The 21,787-nt window shown below is 69.5% G+C and carries 21 protein-coding genes; 15 read left to right on the forward strand and 6 right to left on the reverse strand.

Annotation, left to right across the window (positions count from 1 at the left end):
- Positions 1–6: 6 nt before the first annotated feature.
- A complete protein-coding gene (locus ACIBCK_RS16210; protein ID WP_393483503.1) occupies positions 7–627 on the reverse strand; it encodes a DUF47 domain-containing protein in 621 nt (206 codons plus the stop codon).
- Positions 628–849: 222 nt separating this feature from the next.
- Here ACIBCK_RS16210 and ACIBCK_RS16215 point away from each other — a divergent pair, with 222 nt between their 5' ends.
- A complete protein-coding gene (locus ACIBCK_RS16215) occupies positions 850–1,206 on the forward strand; it encodes a metal-sensitive transcriptional regulator (RefSeq protein ID WP_160505880.1) in 357 nt (118 codons plus the stop codon).
- Positions 1,207–1,690: 484 nt separating this feature from the next.
- Here ACIBCK_RS16215 and ACIBCK_RS16220 read toward each other — a convergent pair whose 3' ends face one another.
- A complete protein-coding gene (locus tag ACIBCK_RS16220) occupies positions 1,691–1,876 on the reverse strand; it encodes a hypothetical protein (protein WP_399390632.1) in 186 nt (61 codons plus the stop codon).
- Positions 1,877–1,996: 120 nt separating this feature from the next.
- The gene (locus ACIBCK_RS16225; RefSeq protein WP_399390634.1) at positions 1,997–2,818 is read right to left on the reverse strand and encodes a hypothetical protein; all 822 of its coding nucleotides are present in this window, start codon (positions 2,816–2,818) and stop codon (positions 1,997–1,999) included.
- 121 nt (positions 2,819–2,939) lie between these two features.
- On the opposite strand from ACIBCK_RS16225, the gene ACIBCK_RS16230 reads away from it, so the two are divergent.
- Positions 2,940–3,101: a hypothetical protein gene (locus ACIBCK_RS16230; RefSeq protein ID WP_399390636.1), complete on the forward strand. Its 162-nt coding sequence runs from the start codon at positions 2,940–2,942 to the stop codon at positions 3,099–3,101.
- 94 nt (positions 3,102–3,195) lie between these two features.
- Positions 3,196–4,785, forward strand: coding sequence for an FAD-binding oxidoreductase (locus ACIBCK_RS16235; protein WP_399390638.1), 1,590 nt, complete (start codon positions 3,196–3,198; stop codon positions 4,783–4,785).
- A gap of 330 nt (positions 4,786–5,115) precedes the next feature.
- Here the strand turns inward: ACIBCK_RS16235 and ACIBCK_RS16240 are convergent, their stop codons facing one another.
- Both ACIBCK_RS16240 and ACIBCK_RS16245 read right to left on the reverse strand, forming a co-directional pair.
- On the reverse strand, positions 5,116–5,835 hold the full coding sequence (locus tag ACIBCK_RS16240) for a phosphatase PAP2 family protein (RefSeq protein WP_399390640.1): 720 nt from the start codon (positions 5,833–5,835) through the stop codon (positions 5,116–5,118).
- Positions 5,836–6,098: 263 nt separating this feature from the next.
- Positions 6,099–7,106 (reverse strand): NlpC/P60 family protein, encoded by a 1,008-nt coding sequence (locus ACIBCK_RS16245; protein ID WP_399390642.1) that lies wholly within the window; start codon positions 7,104–7,106, stop codon positions 6,099–6,101.
- A 319-nt stretch (positions 7,107–7,425) separates the two neighbouring features.
- Between ACIBCK_RS16245 and ACIBCK_RS16250 the strand changes: the two genes are divergently transcribed.
- Positions 7,426–8,094: a DUF4232 domain-containing protein gene (locus tag ACIBCK_RS16250; protein ID WP_399390644.1), complete on the forward strand. Its 669-nt coding sequence runs from the start codon at positions 7,426–7,428 to the stop codon at positions 8,092–8,094.
- A gap of 12 nt (positions 8,095–8,106) precedes the next feature.
- On the opposite strand, the gene ACIBCK_RS16255 is transcribed toward ACIBCK_RS16250, so the two are convergent.
- Positions 8,107–8,328 (reverse strand): hypothetical protein, encoded by a 222-nt coding sequence (locus ACIBCK_RS16255; protein ID WP_399390645.1) that lies wholly within the window; start codon positions 8,326–8,328, stop codon positions 8,107–8,109.
- Positions 8,329–8,750: 422 nt separating this feature from the next.
- Between ACIBCK_RS16255 and ACIBCK_RS16260 the strand changes: the two genes are divergently transcribed.
- From ACIBCK_RS16260 to ACIBCK_RS16310, 11 genes are all read left to right on the forward strand, one after another.
- A complete protein-coding gene (locus ACIBCK_RS16260; RefSeq protein ID WP_399390647.1) occupies positions 8,751–10,385 on the forward strand; it encodes a hypothetical protein in 1,635 nt (544 codons plus the stop codon).
- A gap of 236 nt (positions 10,386–10,621) precedes the next feature.
- Positions 10,622–10,930: a hypothetical protein gene (locus tag ACIBCK_RS16265; protein ID WP_160505898.1), complete on the forward strand. Its 309-nt coding sequence runs from the start codon at positions 10,622–10,624 to the stop codon at positions 10,928–10,930.
- Between the two features lie 218 nt (positions 10,931–11,148).
- Positions 11,149–11,988: a hypothetical protein gene (locus ACIBCK_RS16270; RefSeq protein ID WP_399390649.1), complete on the forward strand. Its 840-nt coding sequence runs from the start codon at positions 11,149–11,151 to the stop codon at positions 11,986–11,988.
- Positions 11,978–13,345, forward strand: a complete 1,368-nt coding sequence (locus ACIBCK_RS16275) for a hypothetical protein (protein WP_399390650.1) — start codon at positions 11,978–11,980, stop codon at positions 13,343–13,345. The genes ACIBCK_RS16270 and ACIBCK_RS16275 overlap by 11 nt, the downstream gene beginning before the upstream one ends.
- The gene (locus ACIBCK_RS16280) at positions 13,342–14,901 is read left to right on the forward strand and encodes an SCO6880 family protein (protein WP_399390651.1); all 1,560 of its coding nucleotides are present in this window, start codon (positions 13,342–13,344) and stop codon (positions 14,899–14,901) included. The genes ACIBCK_RS16275 and ACIBCK_RS16280 overlap by 4 nt, the downstream gene beginning before the upstream one ends.
- A 17-nt stretch (positions 14,902–14,918) precedes the next feature.
- On the forward strand, positions 14,919–16,340 hold the full coding sequence (locus ACIBCK_RS16285; protein ID WP_249589079.1) for an ATP-binding protein: 1,422 nt from the start codon (positions 14,919–14,921) through the stop codon (positions 16,338–16,340).
- Between the two features lie 3 nt (positions 16,341–16,343).
- The gene (locus ACIBCK_RS16290; RefSeq protein WP_399390652.1) at positions 16,344–17,870 is read left to right on the forward strand and encodes a type VI secretion protein; all 1,527 of its coding nucleotides are present in this window, start codon (positions 16,344–16,346) and stop codon (positions 17,868–17,870) included.
- A gap of 109 nt (positions 17,871–17,979) precedes the next feature.
- Positions 17,980–18,915, forward strand: coding sequence for an ATP-binding cassette domain-containing protein (locus tag ACIBCK_RS16295; RefSeq protein WP_399390654.1), 936 nt, complete (start codon positions 17,980–17,982; stop codon positions 18,913–18,915).
- The gene (locus ACIBCK_RS16300; protein ID WP_399390656.1) at positions 18,912–19,721 is read left to right on the forward strand and encodes an ABC transporter permease; all 810 of its coding nucleotides are present in this window, start codon (positions 18,912–18,914) and stop codon (positions 19,719–19,721) included. Before ACIBCK_RS16295 ends, ACIBCK_RS16300 begins: the two co-directional genes overlap by 4 nt.
- A gap of 54 nt (positions 19,722–19,775) precedes the next feature.
- A complete protein-coding gene (locus ACIBCK_RS16305) occupies positions 19,776–20,996 on the forward strand; it encodes a sensor histidine kinase (protein ID WP_399390658.1) in 1,221 nt (406 codons plus the stop codon).
- On the forward strand, positions 20,993–21,664 hold the full coding sequence (locus tag ACIBCK_RS16310) for a response regulator (protein WP_399390660.1): 672 nt from the start codon (positions 20,993–20,995) through the stop codon (positions 21,662–21,664). Before ACIBCK_RS16305 ends, ACIBCK_RS16310 begins: the two co-directional genes overlap by 4 nt.
- Positions 21,665–21,787 lie beyond the last annotated feature (123 nt).

The raw sequence follows: 21,787 nt of genomic DNA on the forward strand, positions 1-21,787 counted from the left end.
GAGGCCTCAGGACTCCTTGACCGCAATGGTCTCCACCGTGTTGGCGACGTGCTCGAACGCGTCGGCCGCCTCTTCAAGCACGTCGACGATCTGCTTGAGCTTCAGCACTTCCATGGCGTCGTACTTGCCGTTGAAGAGCTGAGCGAGAAGCTTGCGGTGAATCTGGTCGGCCTGGTTCTCCAGACGGTTGACCTCGATCCAGTACTCCGTGAGGTTGTCCATCGTCCGCAGATTCGGCATGGCCTCGGCCGTGAGCTCGGCGGCTCGCGACAGGACCTCGATCTGCTGCTCGACGCCCTTGGGGAGTTCCTCGACCTGGTAAAGGACGACCAGGTCGACGGCCTCCTCCATGAAGTCCATGATGTCGTCCAGGCAGGACGCCAGGTTGTAGATGTCCTCGCGGTCGAAAGGCGTGATGAAGGAGGAGTTCAGCTGGTGGAAGATCGCGTGTGTCGCGTCATCTCCAGCGTGCTCCGCGGCCCGCATACGCTCTGCGATCTCGGCTCGGGCGGAGGCGTCAGCCCCGAGCAGTTCCATCAGGAGCTTCGAGCCCGTGACAATGTTGTCCGCGGATGCGGCGAACATGTCGTAGAAGCTCGTCTCCCTGGGGGTCAGACGAAAGCGCACGTGGGGTCCTCGGGGTGCTTTGGATTCGGTCAGGCTGATGCTAGGCGCATCATCCGGCCACGGCTAACCGGCCAGACCCCAGTGTCGCCCATCAGGCACAGTGATCAGCACACCCCCCGAGCAATCGAGTATCCTATACCCACTAGGGGTATAGGAAGCCAGTTGAGCCAGTGGCTTTCCTATCACTGCCCAGCAGAGTGACTGTCCAAGCAGGAGGACGCGATGACGACCACCGAGCCCGCAGGTGTGGCCATGAACACCGAAGCGCCCTCCGAGCCCGGCGGCCACGACCAGGGAGTCCACGGCTACCACAAGCAGAAGGACGAGCACCTCAAGCGGCTGCGCCGCATCGAGGGCCAGATCCGCGGCCTCCAGCGCATGGTCGAGGAAGACGTCTACTGCATCGACATACTCACGCAGGTATCGGCCGGCACGAAGGCCCTGCAGTCCTTCGCCCTCCAGCTCCTGGAGGAGCACCTGCGCCACTGCGTGGCGGACGCGGCGGTCAAGGGCGGCGACGAGATCGACGCAAAGGTCGAAGAGGCCACAAAGGCAATCGCCCGCATGATGCGAACGTAGGCTCCCGCCGGGTCCCCAGCCCCCAGCCCGCCGCTCCACGCCGGACCACTTCCGCCCCGCGGGGCGCGCGCGCCGGACCGCCTCGGCCCACCCCGAGTCCCCCGCGGGGGGGGGCTCGCGCCGGACCGCCTCAGCCTCCCCGATCGACCCGCGGGGTGCTCACGCCGGACTGCCTCCGCCCACCCCGACCGCCCCGCAGGGTGCTCACGCCGGACCACCTCCACCCACCCCGACCGCCCCGCAGGGTGCTCGCGCCGGATCACCTCCCCCCACCCCGACCGCCCCGCAGGGTGCTCACGCCGGACCACCCCCGCCCACCCCCCGATAGCGCCGCGGGGTACTCGGGTGGGTGGGTGGGAGACATCCGTCGCGAAGCGGCGGGCTCGGTGTTTGTGGCGGAGCCGCGGCAGCTACCGGGGGCAGGCGGAGGCAGGGTCCGGGCCATGCCACGCTCAGGAGCTCCGGGGCCCCAGGGCCCCGGGATCTAGTCGCGGTCCTCGGTTCGGCGTCGCTCCACGTCAGTGGAGACGTTCAGGACCTCGTCGATCCGGTCGGCACTCAACGGCTCCTCCGCGGCGGACGCCGCGATGATGAGTTCGCCGCAGAGCTCGATCTCGGCAAGGGCAACGTGGTCCTGAACAGTCGTACCGCGCACCAGAGCCACGTCCATCACCTCTTCCTGACCTTGCTTCCTGCCGGTACCGACTTCCTAGAGTAGGGAGCGGCCTACACACCGCGCATGGCACGGACGGACCATTTCCACACCCCCGGGCGCGACTAGCCGTGCACCCTACTTCTCGGCGATCTTCCCCGCGAAGATGTCCTCGCTCGCCGGCAACCGCACATCCACCCGCACCCCGAAGTCGAACAGCAGCGTGGTCGATGCCACCTCGGCGTTCGCGACACTGAAGTGCTGGCGCAGCTTCCGCAGCCGCCCCTGCTCGTCGACGTACGCGTCGAACGGCACCCGCCCCTTGCTGAACCCTTTCGCCGCCGCCTCCAGAGCCTCCCGCTGCCCCTCGGAAGCGGACTTCGCGGCGCTCGGAAGGTCCGCCGTCCCCCGGTAGTGCCGCACCTTCACCCCGGCCACCGCCGTCTCCCCCACGTACGACGCCTTGCTCACGCCCCGCAGCAGCTCCGCCGCGGCCAGCGGATCGGTCGCGCCGCCCGTGACGAGGTTGCCGTCCGAGAGCGACGCCGTGTCGATCCGCACCCACTTGTCGGCGGGCACCCCGGCCCCACGGTTCTTCATGTACAGCGCGCCGCTCGCCATCAGCTCGGTGATGGGACGGTGCTCCTCGCTCCCGGCGGGGTCCTTCGGCAGCACCACCACGAACCGCCCCACCTGCCGCCTGAAGTCGTACGCGCCCTTCCCACGGATGGTCACGCGGGTCCCGCCGCTCGCCATCTCCATGGACGTACGCGCCTTGGAACTCCCCGCGCGGACAAGGGCCTCGGCGGAGCCCCGCACCACGTCGACGGCGTCCTGGGAGGCGCTGCGCCCGTCGTCCGCCGCGGCTCCGCCTCCCGAACAGCCCGTGGCGACGGCCATGAGACCCACCGCCGCGGCCGTGGCGACCGCCCCGCCTGTGCGCCTGTGCTGCTGACCCATCGCCCGACTACCCCCAAGCCTTCCCGCGAGGTGCTGTAGCCCCCTGTCGTGACGTGTAACGACCGGTACGTTGACCCGGTCACGCGGAAGAGCGTTCACCCGGCGTGGGTACGGTGGTCCCGTGGCCGAGGAGCAACAGGACGAACCCCACCGCACGACAACGGTCGAGCAGGGCCGCTTCTGCGCGGCCACGTGCAGTTGCGGCTGGCGCGGCCCCGCCCGCAGAGCGCGCAGCAAGGCCCGGACGGACGCGGAGTCCCACACGTCCCCGCCCCACGGGTAGACCGCCGCACCACGCACAACTCCCCTTTCCGCTCGGCGGAACCCATGGGCCCCGTACGCCGTCTCGTAGTCCGGGAAGCAACGGGAGGGGCGTCATGGAACGACGTACGTTCATCGGCACGGCGGCGGCGACCACGGCGGCCTTCGCGGCGGCGGGCTGCAGCGGCTCGGGCGGTGGCGGAGGCGGAGGCGGCGCCGGGGGCCCGGCATCGCGCAGCACGGGAAGCCCCCGCTCCGGCACTCCCATCCGCACGTCGAGCGCCGCCGCGTCCGCCGCGGCGAACCTCACCGCCCTCGCCAAGGACCTGGACGGCACCCTGGTCAAGCCGGGCGAGGCGAAGTGGGCGGCGGCACGGCAGCTCTACAACACGCGCTACGACAGCCTGAAGCCGACGGCGGTCGCGTACGTGGCGAACCAGGACGACATCCGGACGACCCTGACCTACGCCCGCGCCCACGACGTCCCGGTCTCCATACGCAACGGCGGCCATTCCTACGGCGGTTGGTCCTCCGGCACGGGCCGCCTCATCGTCGACGTGTCGAAGCTGAACAAGACCCGCGCCAGTGGCTCGACGGCCACGGTCGGCGCGGGCGCGAAGCTGATCGACGTCTACCGCTCGCTCGCGGCGAAGGGCGTGACGATCCCGGCGGGGTCCTGCCCGACAGTCGGCATCTCCGGCCTGACGCTGGGCGGCGGCCACGGAGTGGTCTCCCGGGCGTACGGCCTGACCTGCGACAGCCTGACGTCGGCGACGCTGATCACGGCGGACGGCAAGCAGCTGACGGCGAGCAGGAGCGAGAACAAGGACCTGTTCTGGGCGCTGCGGGGCGCGGGGAGCGGAAACTTCGGCGTGGTGACGGAGCTGAGCTTCCGCACGCACGCGGCCCCGCAGGGCGTCTCGGCATACATGACCTGGTCCTGGTCGAAGGCGGCCGCGGTCATCAAGGCGTGGCAGGAGTGGGGCCCCGACCAGCCGGACGAGATCTGGTCTTCGGCGCACCTGGCGAACACGCCGGGCGGCACGCCCACGGTGTCGGTCGCGTGCTTCTCCCTGGGCACGTACGGCGAACTCCAGAACGCGGTGGACCGCCTGGCGGACAAGATCGGCGCTCCGGCCCGCAGCGTGTCCCTGAAGCGGCGCTCGTACAAGGAGTCGATGGAGGTGTACGCGGGCTGCTCGTCGTTCACCTCGGACGCCCAGTGCCACCTGCCGGGCGCGACACCGGGCCGGAGCACGCAGGGCGCCCTCAACCGCGAGACGTACGCGGCAAGTTCGGACTTCTTCGACCGCTCGCTGTCGGCGGCCGGGATCCGCACGCTCCTCGGCCAGGTGGAGAACGTGACGGGCGCGAGCGGGGGCAGCATCGCTCTCACCGCCCTGGGCGGCGCGATCAACCGGGTCGACCCGACGGCCACGGCCTTCGTCCACCGCCGGAGCCGGATGTTGGCGCAGTACATCGCGTCCTGGCGCCCCGGCACATCCGGCAAGCCGGCCCAGGCCTGGCTGAAAAGCGCGCATGGGGCGATGGTCCGGTACGCGTCCGGGGCGGCGTACCAGAACTACGCGGACCCCACGCTGACCAACTGGCGTGAGGCTTACTACGGTTCGGCGGCGTCCCGCTTGAAGCGCCTGAAGAAGCAGTACGACCCCAAGCGCTTCTTCGACTTCCCCCAGGCTCTCTGAATCCCCGAGCCCGGCCGGGCGATATTCAGCCCGTCCGGCGTTCGAGGAGGCCGTTACCCCGGACGGCCGCCCCCGCAACCCGAACAGCCCACCCGACACGCCCTCAGGTGGCCCACTGCCAAGGACCCGGTTGCTCTGGGGGTATGAACCCGCGAATAGCCACAGCAGCAGCCTCCACCGCCGCCCTACTGGCCCTGGCAGCCCCCACCGCCCACGCCGCGGCAGACGAGCAGCACCCGGCCGCAGGCCCCCTCACAGCAGCCTCCGCAGGAGTCACCGCCGCGGCGGCCGCCACAGGCTGGTGGCTGCTGAAGCGCCGCAAGGCAGACGCTAGGCCGCAAGGTCCCGCTCATCAGGACCGGAGGTCGCAGGCGGAGCCAGCTCCGCCACACCCTCACCCTCAGCCTCTCCCGGCACCGACCCCCGCTTCGCCCACACCAGCCAACAACCCCGCCCCGTCCGCCCAACAGCCTTGGCCACAGGGGTGAGCAGGGCCATCGCCAGCGGCGAGAGCAGCAGCGCGACAGCCGTTCCGAGCGCGAATCCGCCCACCACGTCCGTCGGATAGTGGACGCCCATAAAGACCCGGCAGAAGCCTTCGAGCAGGGCAAGAGCGATACCGACAAGGCCGAACTTCCGGTTGGCCACGAAAAGCCCGACGCCAAGAGCCATCGCGAGCGTCGCGTGATCGCTCACGAAGGAGAAGTCGGTCTTTCCGTCCACAAGGAGCTCAAGGCCGTCATGGTCCTTGAAAGGCCGACGCCGCTCCACAAAACCACGGATCGGCACATTCACCAGGACGGCGATCCCGGCCGCCAAGGGCGCCCAGACAACAGCGGCGACAGAGGAAGCGGCGTCATCGAGCGTTCCACGCTTTCGCTGTCCCCACCAGCACCAGACGACCAGCAGAACAAGCGCGAGCAGCAGCCCGTACTCGCCGACGAATGCGATCGACCTCGTCAGCCAGGCCGGCGAATCCTCAGCCAGGCCGTTGATGTCGTAGAGCAGGCTGACGTCGGGGTTCGACCCTGTTGTGTCGAGTCCAGCCATGGTGCTGCGGCCCCTTGTCTCCTCGCCTCGGACGCACCTTGCCGTGCGCCCTTCCATCAACCCCCGGTCAATGCCGCTCGCTACTGAAGGGAACGCGCGGTCCCCTTCACTACGTTCCACTCTCCACTGAATGATCACGCAGACGTTATCGAAGAGAGACACATCACCGCAGCTCAGAGAAGTGTACTGACGGAGAGTTCAAGCCACATCACGCGCCGCTCACGCCTCCACAACGGGTCCGTTCCGAAGGCGCGAGCGTCCCGTCAGGCCGCTGACTTGTCGGGCACGGCCTTCGCCCCGTCCTCGGTGACACGAGTCGCGCCAAAATAGTCCGGGGTGTCGATCGGGTCGAAACGGATCACGGCGCCGGGCCGCGGGGCGTTGATCATGTAGCCCCCGCCCACATAGATCCCGACGTGCCGGATGGCCCGGGAATTGGTGAGGTCGTCCGAGAAGAACACCAGGTCACCCGGGAGCAGTTCGTCCCGTTTCGGGTGAGGTCCCACGTTGTACTGGTCGTTGGCGACACGCGGCAGATCGATATCGACACTTCGATAGGCGGCGAGTGTCAGACCGGAACAGTCGAACCGGCCGTTCTGCTCGGCGGTGCCATTACCGCCCCAGAGATAGAGCGTGCCGAGCTTCTTCTGTGCGTAGTAGATGGCGCCCGCCGCCTGCTGCGAGGGCTGCACCCTGCCGGTGGGCCGGGCGAAGCTCTTCTCCAGGTCCGTGATGGTCTTCACGTAATTCTGGGTCTCGCGGTAAGGCGGCACACCGCCGTACTTGATGACGGCGTAGGCGCCCGCGTTGTACGCGGCGAGCATGTTCTCCGTGGGGCTTCCCGGGGCGTCCTTCACATAACTGGCGAGTTTGCAGTCGTACGAAGCGGCGGACGGGATGGCGTCCTTCGGGTCCCACACGTCGCGATCGCCGTCACCGTCACCGTCGACCCCGTGCGTGGCCCAGGTCCCCGGGATGAATTGCGCTATTCCTTGGGCCGCGGCCGGGCTCTTCGCCTTCGGATTGAATCCGCTCTCCTGGTACAGCTGCGCGGCGAGGAGTGCGGGGTTGATGGCCTTGCAGAGGTTGCCCCACTTCTGCACGAGGGGCTGATAGGTCGCGGGCACGGCGCCTTTCGCGAGCCCGACGTTGCCCTGACCGGCACCGCCGGCGATGCTCCCGGCGGCCATGTACGTCCCCACGACGAGCAGGGCGATGAAGCTCATCGCCCCACCGATCCCGACGGCCGCGACCAGCCACGCCTTACGCACCGTCAACCACCCCTCACCCCGCGGGAGTCCGCCGCGCTCAGTGTAGAGGCGCCACCTGTGCCGGAGGGGGACCACCACCGAGCTCGTCGCCGAGAGCGAGGAGGACCACCTGACACCGAGCGCGATCACGGTGAAGTCCTTGTTCCCAAATTCCCCTCAACGCATCCCACCCCACCGTTCCAGGCAGGAAGCGTTCACGCAGGTCAGACCCCTGAAACCATTCCAGCGTCCCGGATGATCCGCCGCTCCTTGTCCCCGCCGGAACCCGCCCCCTTAGCTGTGGTCACCACAGCCCATCAGCACTACTCGGGGGACTCCCATGAAGCACACCCGCAAGGCCGTCGCAGCAGTCATCAGCCTCGTCGCCGCCCTCTCGCTCACCGCCTGCAACGGAGACGACAACGCATCTCCGGAGGCGACGACCAAGCCCACCGCGTCAGCGGACAAGGACGGCGACAACGCGAACGCCGGTGCCGACACTGGTACCGGCAGCAGCACCAACGGGGCTTCCGGCGGCGGAGGCGACAAGGACTCGGCCGCCGGCTCCGGTAACAACAGCGACGACGGCGACGGCGAGGTCGGCATCTGCCGTACCGACGAGCTCGAGGTGAACGCCACCGACAACACCACCGACAAGACGGAAGGCGTCGTCACCGTCGTCTTCACGAACGGCGGCGGACGCGACTGCTCCATCAAGGGTTACGCCGGAGTCGACCTGACGGCGTCCACGGGCGACACCCTCTCGGTGAACCGCAGCGGCGAGCAGGCGGTTCCGGGGGTCCTGAAGGACGGCGAGTCGGCCGCATTCAACATCACGTTCCCGTACAACAACTCGGGCGGCTCCGGCGTCCGTATCACCAGCCTCGTGGTCACGCCCCCGAACGAGACCAAGCACGTCACCCTCGACTGGCCCGCGGGCACGCTCCCGGTCTCCGACGGCGAGAGCGCGGTCAAGCTGGAGATCAGCCCGGTGGGCAAGGTCGGCTGAACAGCACGCCCCTCACCCCGCCACCTGCTCAGGCGAGCCACCGAGTCCGAAGAGCTTGGCCAAGTGGTAGTCCAGCGTGGCGCGTACGTCGTTCAAGGTGCGGCGGCCGTGGAGTACGTCGCCACCCAGGCCGACCGCGGCGGCCACCAGCAGGTCGGCCTCGAACCCCGCGTCCAGACCGGGGGCCGTCTGGCCGCTCTCCGGGGCCGCGTACTCCTGACCGGCTGGTCCCACTCCCGTGCCAAGGCCCTCGGCCGTCGCGGCTGAGCGATGCGGATGGGGGGCGCGCGGGCTGTTGACGGGTGTCCAACTTTCGCCGATCGTTGGGGAATTGGGCGCAAATCAAAGCGTCGTGTTGTGACGGCTGGGGGGAGCCGAACATGCAACCTGGGGACGAGCACGGGCCTGGGCACGGGCAAGGGCAAGGGCAAGGGCAAGGGCCCAACGGCGCCGGATCCGGGCGGGAGCCCAGCGACGCGGTGCCGGGTGGGGAGCTTCGCCCGGAGCCCGGCGCGGCGCCGCCGCCTGCACCCTCCGGGCGTGGGCCGGACGAAAGCCGGGACCCCGGTCCGGGTCAAGCGCCCCGCACCTCGCCGGAGGCCCCGCCCGGCGGCCACTTCGGACCGCCGCCCCCGATGGCACCGCCCCCGCCCGCCATGCCCCCCTCGCCCCCGCCTCCCGGCACCCCGCCCACCTACGCCCCACCCGCGGGCCCGCCCGCACCCGCACCCGCACCCGACGCCCTGCGTGCCCTCTCCGCCGGGCTGCTCAATCTCACCGGCCTCGGCCTCGGTTACGTCCTCCTGAAGCGCTGGCTCCTGGCCGCCCTGTGCTGGGCCGCGACCGCGGCGCTGCTCCTCGTCGCGCTCCCCGCGGAGGTCGACGGCGTCCCCGGCGTCGTACTCATCGGATTCGTGGCCTTCCTGCTGCTCGCGGCGGCCGACGGGGCCCGCCGCGCCCTCCGTACGCACCAGAAGTGGCCGCTGCGCGCGCCGCTCGCCGTCGGGCTCGGGCTCGTCCTCCTCGCCGTACCCGCCGGCGGCGTCATCGCGTACGACGCCGCGCGCGACGAAGCCGTCGAGCAGATGCTGCTCGACCGGCTCGACAAGGCGGACAAGATCGTCACGGCCGCCGAGGGCCGCACCTTCGACGCGGCTGAGGACGACTACCGCTCCGCCCTCGCCATCTACCGCGACCTGGGCGACGACCACCCGGGATCAAAGGCCGCCGATCGCGTCCCGGACAGCCTCTCCGCGTACTACAAGTCCGTCGCCGCCCCTTACGACGAGCGCAAGTACTGCGACGCCCTCCAACCCCTGAAGTACCTCCGCACCCTCCCCGACACCCTCGGCAAGGACCGCGTCGGCACCCTCGCCACCTGGCCCGACGACCGCCTGGCCACCTCCTTGTACGAGTGCGGCAGCCAGGGACTCGGGAACACCACCACGGCCGGAAGCGGCGGCGGCGAGCTCAGTGAGCTGCTGCGTACGTTCCCCGACTCCGACCAGGCCGGAAAGGTCGAGCCCGCCATCCGCGCCGCCATCGACACCCGCTCATCGGCCCTGAAGGGCTCCGACCCCTGCAAGGCCACCGAGGAGCTGCGCGGCATCGGATCCACCGCCAAGGCCCTCCCCGGCGACGCGGGTGGCAGCCTCTCCGGCGACGCCGCGAGCGCCGTGGAGTCCGGGGTGTACGCGTGCGGGGTGGACGAGTTCAAGGACGGAAAGTTCTCCCAGGCGGCCAAGACGCTCGACGACTTCGCCGGAACCTACAAGAGCAACGGCAAGCGCGACCGCGCCAAGGACATCGCCATCGCCGCGGAGATCGCCGCCGCCCGCCCGGCGGCCGGCCGCAGCCTGCCGCCGACGAAGTCACCTGGCGGCGCGAAACTCACGTACGTCGTCGAGAACGGTGGCCCGGGACCGCTCGAAGTCCTCTACACCGGCCCCACCACCGGCAGCATCAAGCTCACCTCGTGCGGCAACTGCAAGACGTACACCAGCAAGGCCCAGGGCAAGAAGGCCTGCCTCGCGGGCAAGGGGTACCCGCAGAAGACGCTCCACCTGCCCCCCGGCGACTACCACTTCCTCTACAAGCGCGACGCGAGCAGCGTGGGCAGCGTCCGCAACAACACCGAGGGCAGCAAGGTCCAGCCCGGCTACCGCTACACCGACTGCTCGTACGTCGTGACCGGCGGCGGCCTCGGCGACCTCGACGGCTTGGACGGTCTGGACGGTCTGGACGGTCTGGACGGCGTGGACGGGCTCGATGGCCTCGACGGGGTTGCATGACCCATGATGTGAGTGGCCGTCACCGGAGCCGGTCAGAATGAGACCTGGTCAGAGGGCACGCCGGGCCGTCATTGCCCGGCGTCACTCAGCGTGATACACAGAGTGACCATACGTTTCAGCCAACGAATGACGCCAAGTCGACATGCACTGGCCCATTTGTCGGCGAGAATGAGCTGTCCTCTGTACTGCGGTAGGCAGAGGTGACAGAACAACCCACTAGGGGCGGTGAGTTACACATGCTTATGGCAGCCGAAAAGGGCGACATCACCACCATCATCGGCGGGATCGCCCCCGACTGGGGTCCCTTCGGGAGCCTGGGCAACGAGGCGCGGGTGATGATCGAGGTCGTGATGGCGATCGCCATCCTCCTCTGTCTCGGCATTGCGATCTGGGGCGCGGCGAAACAGCGCATCGGCGCGACGGCGCTGCGCGACACGTTCAGCGCGGAGCAGGGCAAGGGCCTGATCATCGCGGGCCTGACCGGCGTCTTCATCATCGGGTCGCTCGGCACGGTCTTCACCATCGTGTACGGCATGGCGGTCTAGCCCGCCACCACTTACGTCCCCGTTCCCGTCCCCTGTCCCACGTTCCCCTCCTGTCCCCTCCCCTCCCCCTGTCCCCCTCCGACCCACCTATCCGTCGTGCCCACCGGCTGAGGTTGCAACTCCCTGATGTCGAGTCACCACACCGCGCCCGCGCGGGAACCAGCACGGCTACCGTCGTACGTGGCGGTACACCGAGAGGTTGAGGGGGCGTGCGCGGCATGAGTCTCGACGGCGAGCGAAACGACGGCCTCTACGGCGGCTCGGGCGAAACCCGGACGCGGCTTCCCGAGGGGGAGGGGGGCGGCCAGGGCGGGTACGGCGGACCGCGCAGATCCAGCCGTTCTTCGTCACGGAGCCTTGTGACGGTGGTGGGTGTGGTGGTGCTGCTGATTGCGGCTATCGCCTTCGCGAACCGTGGTGACGGGGGTGACGAGTCCACCTCCGGGGAGGGCGAGAGGACCGCTGGGGCGGGCCCCACCGCCGCCTCTGGAAAGAAGCCCGTCAACGGCAAGACGTCGGGCATCCCTTCCGGGTTCGCGAAAAGCGAGCAGGGTGCGCAGTCCGCTGCCGCGAACTATGCGTCCGCTCTCGGTTCTGACGGGATGTTCAATCAGGCTCATCGGCACCAGATCGTGCAGGCCGTCGCTGATCCCAACTCGGTGAAGAAGCTCCAGGCCGGGTTCGACTCCGACTACTCCCAGGCCTTTCTGAAGAGGATCGGCCTGGACAAAGACGGGGCCGCCCCTGCGGGCAGCACGTTCGTGAACCGGACACTGCCCGTCGGCACCAAGGTCACGAGCTTCGGAAGCACCAGCGCCACCGTCGAGGTCTGGTGCAGCGGGCTGTTCGGGCTCACCGGCGAGAAGACCACCAACCCCGTCACCGGCAGCTGGTTCACCGTGACGATGAAGTTGAAGTGGAGCGACGGCGACTGGAAGGTTCTGGCATCCAGCCAGAAGTCCGGCCCGACCCCGGTGAACGGCGACAACCCCATCTCCGGAGCCGATGAGATCGGCAAGGCGGTCAAGGAGTTCGGAGGGTTCACGTATGCCCGGTAGCCCACGCCGCGCGCTCACGATCACTGGGGTCGTGGCGGCCGCACAGACCGCCACGGTGCTACTGGCCACGCGAGCCTTCGCGGCCCCTGAGCCGAAGGACGACCCCTGTGAGCTGATCGCGGGCCCCGCCAAGAAGTACTGCGAAAAAGGCCAAAACGGCGAAAGCTCCGGCGGCGACGGCAAATACCCCACCGACGACCCCCTGAGCTCCAACCTCGACCCCCTCTCCTCCCTGGCAAAGGGCTGCGCCGACGCCGCGTCCTGGACCGTCGACAAGCTCTCCGAGGCCGTGAAGGAGACCGCCGAGGTCGACTTCACGAACCCCAGCTTCCTCAAGCAGTACGCGGTCGTCTTCGCCGCGTCCACCATCCTCACCCTCCTCCTCTGGCTCCTCGCCGTCGCCAAACGCGCAGTGAGAGGCGTCCCCCTCACCACCGCGCTCTCCGAAGCCATCGGCTTCCTGTGGCTGACGGTCCTCGCCTCCGCCTTCACGCCGCTGATCCTCTACACGGTCGTCTCCGCGGCCGACGGCGTCACGGACGTCATCGCGAAGGCCACCGGCGGCCAGACGGACACCTTCTTCGGGACGTTCTCCGAAGCCCTGAAGAAGGGCGAGGACATCGGTGGCGGCCCGATCATGCTGATCGTCGTCTCGCTCGTGTCGATCCTCGCGGCCGGTGTCCTGTGGCTGGAGCTCGTCATCCGGGCCGCCCTGCTCTACGTGGGCGCCCTGCTCGGCACCGTCGTGTACGCGGGCCTCGTCGACAAGAACCTGTGGACGCACGTCCGCCGCTGGGCGGGAATCATGATCGCGGTGATCCTCGTCAAGCCGATCATCGTCATCGTGCTCGGTCTCGCCGGCGCGCTCTCCGCCGACGACGGGCCCGACGCCTTCTCGGCGGTCGTCTCCGGGCTCTCGATCATCCTGCTCGCCATCTTCGCGAGCGCCATGATCTACCGCTTCGTCCCCGGCTTCGGCGACGAGATCGCGGGCTCCCGGAACAACCGCATCTCCCAGGGCGCCGAGAACCGTGCCGCGGCCGTCATCACCTCCCCCGCGTCCCTCGTCTCCCAGGGCATCAAGACCCACAGCTCCCGTGGCGGCGGAGGAGGCGGCAACAACCAGTCGCGGCCGTCGAACCCGGCGAGCGGCGGCGTCGCCGCGCACAGCAGCCGCCCCAGCGCAGGCGGCGGCTCGGGCGGCTCATCGAACGGCGGCGGATCTGTCCCCTCCGCCGCACCCCCGCCCCGCAGCAGCGCGACCAGCACGCCGCACGCGCGCAACCGCGGCTCGGGAAACGGCTCCACGGGTTCCACTGGCAGTACCAACCGCACGGGAGGTGAAGGGCGTTCATGACCACCCAGTCCCACGTGTCCCATCCGGTCGCGCCCCGCCGCACATATCTGATCGGCCGTGCCCGGCCGAACGCGATCGTCGGCAAGAACCGGGAGACCGGTGAGATCGCGCTGATCATCGCCGGCGCCTTCGTCGGAATGATGTGCGGGCTCCTCGTCCCCGTCCTCTCCCTGCGCATCGTGCTGCTCATGGGCTTCCCGATGCTGGCGATCGCCGCGGTCTACGTCCCCTACAAGGGCCGCACGTTCTTCAAGTGGTTCGAGATCAACCGCAGCTACAAGCGCTCCCTGAAGCGCGGCACCGCCTACCGCTCCGCCACTCCCGAGGCGGGCGTCCGCTTCGACGGCCGGGAGGTCGAGGTGGGCCCGCCGCCCGGCATCGGGCGCATCAACTGGCTGGCCGCGCCCTTCGGGCCGGACGAGATCGCCGTACTGCTGCACGCCGACCGGCGGACCGTCACCGCCGCCATCGAGATCGAGGGCCCGGGTGTGGGGCTGAGGGACTCCGAGGACCAGGAGGCCCTCGTGGACCGCTTCGGGACGCTGCTCAAGCACGTCGCCAATGGCGATGGGTTCGTGACGCGGCTGCAAATGCTCGCGCGCACCCTGCCCGCCGACCCGGACGCCCACGCCAAGGACGTCAGCGTACGAGGCGACGACCGGGCGCTGCCCTGGCTGCAGCAGTCGTACGAGCAGCTCCAGTCGATGGTCTCCACCAGCAGCGAGCAGCACCGCGCGTATCTCGTGGCCTGCATGCACTACTCCCGCGACCTGGCCGCCGAGGCCCAGGCGATGGCCCGCGCCACCCGCCCGCACGGCGGCAGGAAGCTCGACAAGGACGCCGGTCTCGCGGTCGTCATGGCGCGCGAACTGACCGACATCTGCTCACGGCTCCAGGAAGCCGACATCCGGGTGCGCCAGCCGCTCGGGCAGGGGCGCCTCTCCTCGCTCGTGCACTCCATGTACGACCCGGACCACCCCATCGACCACATCCAGGCGATGACCAAGCGCAACGCCTGGCCCGCCGAGCTCGACGCCATGGAGCCCACCTACCTCCAGGCCAAGACCCGTGAGTCCTCCACCCGCGCGCCTTGGTGCCACGCCACGGCCTGGGTGAAGGAGTGGCCGATGACGCCCGTCGGCGTCAACTTCCTCGCCCCGCTGCTCGTCCACACCCCGGACGTGATCCGCACGGTCGCGGTGACCATGGACCTCGAACCCACCGAGGTCGCCATCGAGCGCATGCTGACGGAGAAGACGAACGACGAGGCGGAAGCCAGCCGCCAGGCCAAGCTGAACCGCACGGTCGACCCGCGCGACATCGCGTCGAACTCCCGCCTCGACCAGCGCGGCGAGGACCTCGCGAGCGGCGCGGCCGGCGTCAATCTGGTCGGCTACATCACCGTCTCGTCCCGTTCCCCCGAAGCCCTCGCGCGCGACAAGCGCACCATCCGGGCCTCGGCCGGGAAGTCGTATCTGAAGCTGGAGTGGTGCGACCGCGAGCACCACAGGGCCTTCGTCAATACGCTGCCGTTCGCGACCGGCATCCGACGCTAGAGCTGAGGGCTGCCAAGATGCGGGATCCGCTGACCATCCTCACGGACGCCTTCACGTCCTTCCTGTTCGGGAAGGTGGAGACGACCAGACTCCCCGTGCGTACGTCGACGGGGCAGGCCCAGGCGGTGTATCTGCCGACGGCCGCCCCCGGCCTCGGCGACTCGGGCGTGATCATCGGGCGCGAGGTGTACTCCGGCAAGGGGTACATCTACGACCCGTTCCAGCTGTACGGCCAGCAGCTCCCCGCCCCGCACTGGCTGGTGCTCGGCGAGTCGGGCAACGGCAAGTCGGCGCTGGAGAAGACGTACGTCCTGCGGCAGTTGAGGTTCAAGGACCGGCAGGTCGTGGTGCTCGACGCGCAGGGCGAGGACGGCGTCGGCGAATGGAACCTCATCGCCCAGGAGCTGGGAATAACTCCCATCCGCCTGGACCCGACGGCCGCCCTGGACATGGGCATCCGCCTCAACCCCCTCGATCCGGCGATCACGACCACCGGGCAGCTCGCGCTGCTCCGCACCATCATCGAGGTCGCGATGGGGCACGGCCTCGACGAGCGCTCGGGCTTCGCGCTCAAGGTCGCCCACGCGTACGTGAACGAGACGATCGTGGAGCGCCAGCCGGTCCTGACGGACATCGTGGAACAACTGCGCCACCCGGAGCCGGAGTCGGCCGAGGCCATGAACGTCGCCATAGACGACGTACGGGCATGGGGTCTGGACGTCGCGCTCGTCCTGGACCGCCTGGTCGACGGTGACCTGCGGGGCATGTTCGACGGCCCGACGACGGTCGGCATCGACCTGGACGCCCCGCTGATCGTCTTCGACCTCTCGCACATCGACCGCAACTCGATCGCGATGCCGATCCTGATGGCGATCGTGGGCGTCTGGCTCGAACACACCTGGATCCGCCCGGACCGCAAGAAGCGCATCTTCCTGGTGGAAGAGGCCTGGCACATCATCAACTCGCCCTTCGTGGCGCAGCTCTTCCAGCGTCTGCTCAAGTTCGGCCGCCGCCTCGGCCTTTCCTTCGTGGCGGTGGTCCACCACTTGAGCGACGTGGTGGACGGAGCGGCGGCCAAGGAGGCGGCGGCGATCCTGAAGATGGCGTCCACGAGGACGATCTACGCCCAGAAGGCGGACGAGGCGAGAGCGACGGGCCGGGTGCTGGGCCTGCCGCGCTGGGCGGTGGAGATCATCCCCACCCTCACGCCCGGCATCGCCGTATGGGACGTCAACGGCAACGTCCAGGTCGTCAAACACCTGATCACCGAGACCGAACGCCCCCTGGTCTTCACCGACCGCGCCATGACCGAATCGTCGGCGGACCAGCTGCTCGGCGACGACGCGCTGCGGGCGGCGGACCTGGAGGCGGAGGAGCGTGCCGCGTACATGGAGCAGCAGATGAACGGCCCGTCGTCGTCGCGTTCCGGGGTGGCGTGAGGGATGGCCTACCGGCAGTCTGAGCCCTCCGAGTACCGGGGCGGGCGGCGCGAGTCACGCGAGCGGGGCATCCCGGACGGCCTGCTGGTGGGCGGCCTCGCCTTCGTGCTCGGCCTGACGGTGCTCGTCTGGTCGGCGACGGGCCTCGCGGGCTTCTTCTCGCACGGCTCCTGGCCCAAGAGCGTCACCTTCGGCAATACGCCGGTGGCGATGCGGCACCTGGTGCAGCAGCCGCACGACATCGCGGGCGCGTGGCCGGCGACCCCGGCGTCCCAACTCACGGGCTACGGCCTGTTCTGGGGCCTGCTGATCGGCCAGCTGATGGTGCTGGTGGTACTCACGATCTTCGTGCTGGGAACGGTCACACGCTGGCGAGCGGTAAGAAGGGCAAGGCGCGAGACCCCACAGGAGATCGTCCCCGAGCCCGTCGAGGAGGCGATCGAAACAGCTCCCGTCGCCGCTGCTGTGGGCAATCGTCCCGCAGGGCGGGACGGGTGGGCACAGCCCACACCGCCGAGTACCGATGAACAGGGCGCCAGGGCCACTGAGGAGCCCCGCACCGAAACCCCGAGCATGGAGAAGCTGCCGGTCCCCACCCCCCGTACCCCCCTGGTACTGGGCCCCCAGGAAACCCGCAGACCCCTCGCAGCGGAGGCAATCCGCGAGGCAGAGGGCGCAGCCCTAGTCCTCACCTCCGACCCCACCCTGTGGGAGGAGACCAAGGACGCCAGAGCGAAGCTCGGCCCCGTCCTGGTCTACGACCCGAACCACCTCTGCGACACCCCCGCAAGAATGCACTGGTCCCCCACCACCGCCTGCGAGGACAAGGCAGTGGCCGCACAGAGAGCCACCGCCCTGCTGGCCGCCATAAGGCCGAGCGCCAAACTGGACAGCACGGTCGCCGACACGGCGGAAACGCTCCTGCGCAGCTTCCTCCACGCGGCAGCGGTGGACGGCCGCCCGGTCAAGCACGTACACCGCTGGGCCCAGGGGAGCGGTGTCCAGGACGCCGTAAGGATCCTCCGCACCCACCAGAAGGCTGGCTCCGGCGCCGCAGGCGAGTTGGAAGCCGCGCTCACCGCCTATCCGGAACGCCGCGACATGGCCCAGGAGTTGACCGCACGCGCACTCTCCGCCCTCTTCACCCTGAACGTACGCGAATCGTGCACCCCGAACCGAACTGATGCCCTCACCTTGGATTCCTTCATCGATGAAGGGGGCACGCTTTTTGTGGTGGGTGAAGCCATCGAGGACCCCAAATCGCCCCAGGGGCCGGGAGCGATGCCCCTCCTCACGGCGCTCGCCTCAAGCGTGGTCGAGCACGGCCGGCGCATGGCCGAACGGTCCTCTGCCGGTCGGCTCGACCCACCAATGACGCTGGTCCTGGACGACGTGGCCGCCGTGGCCCCGCTCCCCCAGCTCCCGGAGCTCCTGTCCACCGGAGCCGACCGCGGCCTGCCCACCCTGGCGCTCCTCCGCTCCCGCGAACAGGCCCGCACCCGCTGGCCGCACGCGGAACTCCCCGGCTGAACCGGGCGGCCCCCTCAGGGTCCCCGTCCTACCCCGGTACTACCCGTACGCGCCCTCTCCCGCCCCTGGTCCGACGCCCCCCGCCCCCGCGGGCGCGAGCATCAGAAGCATGATTCGGGCATACGAACTCACCAAGCGCTACGGCGACAAGACCGTCGTGGAGGACCTGTCCTTCACCGTCCACCCCGGCACCGTCACCGGCTTCCTCGGCCCCAACGGCGCGGGCAAGTCCACCACCATGCGGATGCTCCTCGGCCTCGACGCCCCGACCCGCGGCCGCTCCACCGTCGGCGACCGGACGTACGCGACGCACACCGCACCCCTGCACGAGGTGGGCGCGCTGCTCGAGGCACGGTCCGTCCATCCGGGCCGCACCGCCTTCCACCACCTGATGGCCCTGGCCCACACGCACGGCATCCCGCGCCGCCGCGTCGAGGCGGTCCTCGACCTCGTGGGCATCCACGAGGTGGCCCGCAAGCGCGTGAAGGGCTTCTCGCTGGGCATGGGCCAGCGCCTCGGTATCGCGGCGGCGCTCCTCGGCGACCCGGCCGTGATCATCCTCGACGAGCCGGTCAACGGCCTCGACCCCGAGGGCGTCCTGTGGATCCGCAACCTCCTCAAGTCGCTTGCCGCGGAGGGCCGTACGGTCCTGGTCTCCTCGCACCTCATGAGCGAGATGGCGTTGACCGCCGAGCACCTGATCATCATCGGCCGCGGCAGGCTCCTCGCGGACACGACAGTCGAAGCCTTCGTACGAGAGTCGGGCACCGGCTCCGTCAAGGTCGTCACCCCCGAGGCCGGCCTGCTCGGCGAGCTGCTCGCCGCACCCGGCGTACAGATCACCAGTGACGCGCCGGGCGTACTCGACGTACGCGGCGCGGACGGCGAACACATCGGCCGCACGGCGGCGCAGAACGGCATCCCCCTCTTCGAACTGACCCCGCACACCGCGTCGTTGGAGCAGGCGTTCATGGACCTGACGCGGGACTCGGTCGAGTACGTCACCCCATCGCTCACCCCGCAGCCGGAAGGAGCCGCAGCATGAGCACCGGCACTCTCACCCCCACCAGGACGGCCCCCGGGCCCTCGTCGGCGTACCGCCTGAGCACCAAGGGCGTTCTGCGCTCCGAATGGCACAAGCTGTGGACGCTCCGCTCGACCTGGATCATCCTGCTCACCGCCGCCGCCCTCGTCCTGGCCGTCGGCATCACGATGGGCGTCACCTATGACGGGGACGACGCCGAGATCGACACGGTCGTCTTCACCCTCTTCGGCACGCAGCTCTCCCAGATCTGCCTCGCGGTCCTCGGCATCCTCGTCACCGCGGGCGAGTACTCGACGGGCATGATCCGGGCGTCCCTCACCGCCGTCCCGAAGCGGTTGCCGGTCCTGTGGTCCAAGGCGGGGATCTTCGCGGCCGTCGCCTTCACGATGTGTTTCGCCACCAACGTCGTCACGTTCCTCACTGCCCAGATCTGGCTCTCCGGCTCCGACAAGGAGCTGTCCCTGACGGACTCCGGCGTCCTGGGCGCCCTCGCGAGCAGCGCCGCGGCCATCACCCTCCTGAGCCTCATCGCGCTGGGCCTCGGCGCCCTGTTCCGTTCGGTGCCCGGCGCCATCGGCGCGTTCGTGGGCGCCGTGCTGATCCTGCCGGAGGTCCTGACGATGCTGCCGTTCGCGGCCGTGGACACCGTCATCCGGCACTTCCCCGCCCAGGCGGCGACCTCGCTCGGCTCGCTCACCCGGGTGGAGAACACCATCGCCCCGGCTACGGCCCTGTTCACGCTCGCGCTCTGGGCAGCCGTGATCATCGCCGCGGCGTCGGTCCTGCTCAAGCGGCGCGACGTCTGACCATGCGCCGTGAACTCCCGGGCGCTCGCCCAACTCCTGTACGAGGATGAGGCCGTGACCGAGCCACACCCCCTCACCCAGCTGCTCCAGCGCTCCTCCCAGCGGGTGCGCGCCTTCGACCGGCGCCGCCCGCTGGTCTGGGACGTGCTGGTGACCACGTTCTTCGTGATCGCCGCCCTCACCGACGCCACCGGCGGCTGGCGCAGCACCGCGGCCAACACCCAGGTGCCCCAGGGGCAGATCTACCTGATGAGTGTGTGCCTCACCGCCCCGCTCCTGTGGCGCCGCCGCCACCCGCTGGTCGCCCTCGCGGTGATGGCGGCGGTGACCGTGGCCAGCAACTGGACGGGCGCCTGGCTGCAGGCCGCCCTGATCCAGTTCATCGTCGTCTTCAACATCGCCCTGCGGCTGCCCTTGAAGACCCTGGGCCGTGCGGCCGCGATGACCGCACTGCCCATGACGGTCTGCGTCTTCTCCTACCCCCGGGACAGCTGGGACGAGCTGATCGTCCCGCAGATCTGGTCCTTCGCCGTCGTCGCACTCGCCGGGATCGCGGTGCGCTCCCGTCAGGACTACACGCAGGCCCTCGTCGAACGCGCCGGGCAACTCGAAGTCGAACGCGACCAGCAGGCACAGCTCGCCACCAACGCCGAACGCACGCGCATAGCCCGGGAGATGCACGACATCATCGGCCACAACCTCTCGGTCATCACGACCCTCGCGGACGGCGGTTCGTACGCCGCCGCCAAGTCCCCCGAGCGCGCCGCCCAGGCCCTCACGGCCATCGGCACCACAAGCCGACAGGCCCTGACCGAGCTGCGCCGGCTCCTGGACGTCCTGCGCGAGGAAGCCCCTGGCGCGCCCGCGCTCGCGCCCCAGCCCGCGCTCACCGACCTCGACCAACTCATCGACGGGGTACGGGCCGCGGGACTTCCGGTACGCAGCTCCGTGCGCGGCCACCCGGACGCACTCCCGGCAGGCGGACAACTCACGGTCTACCGCGTGGTGCAGGAGGCCCTCACGAACACCCTCAAGCACGGAGGACCGGCAGCCACGGCCCACGTAGAGGTCGCGTACGACGAAGAAGGGGTGCGGGCGACGGTGACGGACACGGGAGTGGGAGGCAGCAGCCCTCGCGGATCTTCCGGCCGCGGTCTCACAGGAATGCGCGAGCGAACGGCGCTCTACGACGGGACACTTGAGGCAGGCCCGCTGCCGCACCCACCGGGTGGCTGGCACGTCGAACTCCATCTCCCCAAGGAATCCGCCCAGTGACGACCGTGCTCATCGTCGACGACCAGCCGATGCAACGCTTCGGCTTCCGCATGCTCCTGGAGAGCCAGGACGACATGAAGGTGGTGGGAGAAGCCGGCAACGGCAGCGAAGCGGTCCGCATGACGGCCGAACTCCACCCGGATGTCGCCCTGATGGACATCCGCATGCCGGGCCTCGACGGCATCGAGGCCACACGCCGCATCGTGGCATCGGGCGACCGCACCCGCGTACTGATCCTCACCACGTTCGACCTGGACGAGTACGCGTACGCGGGCCTGCGTGCGGGAGCCTCGGGCTTCCTCATCAAGGACGCCCTGCCGGAGGAGCTGCTCTCCGGCATCCGCGCGGTCGCCACGGGCGACGCGGTGGTGGCCCCGAGCCTGACCCGCCGCCTCCTCGACGCGTACGCCGATCACCTGCCGACGCGGGCGGGTTCGGATGCCGACCCGTCCAGGGACCCGCGCCTGGCGGCGCTGACGGACCGGGAGCGCGAAATCCTGACGGTGATCGGGCAGGGCTGGACGAACGCGGAGATCGCGGGCCGGCTGCATCTGGCGGAGTCGACGGTGAAGACGCACGTGGGTCGCATTCTCGCGAAGACGGGGGCGAGGGACCGGGTGCAGGCGGTGATTCTGGCGTACGACACGAAACTGGTGAGTCCGGAGTAATGCACGCTCCCGGGAGAAAGGCCCCCGAAACGCAGAAAACCCCCGCACCCAGAGGGTGCGGGGGTTTCCCGTCAATAATAGTTCGGCGGCGTCCTACTCTCCCACAGGGTCCCCCCTGCAGTA

This window comes from Streptomyces sp. NPDC051218, from assembly GCF_044455475.1.
Taxonomy (GTDB): domain Bacteria; phylum Actinomycetota; class Actinomycetes; order Streptomycetales; family Streptomycetaceae; genus Streptomyces.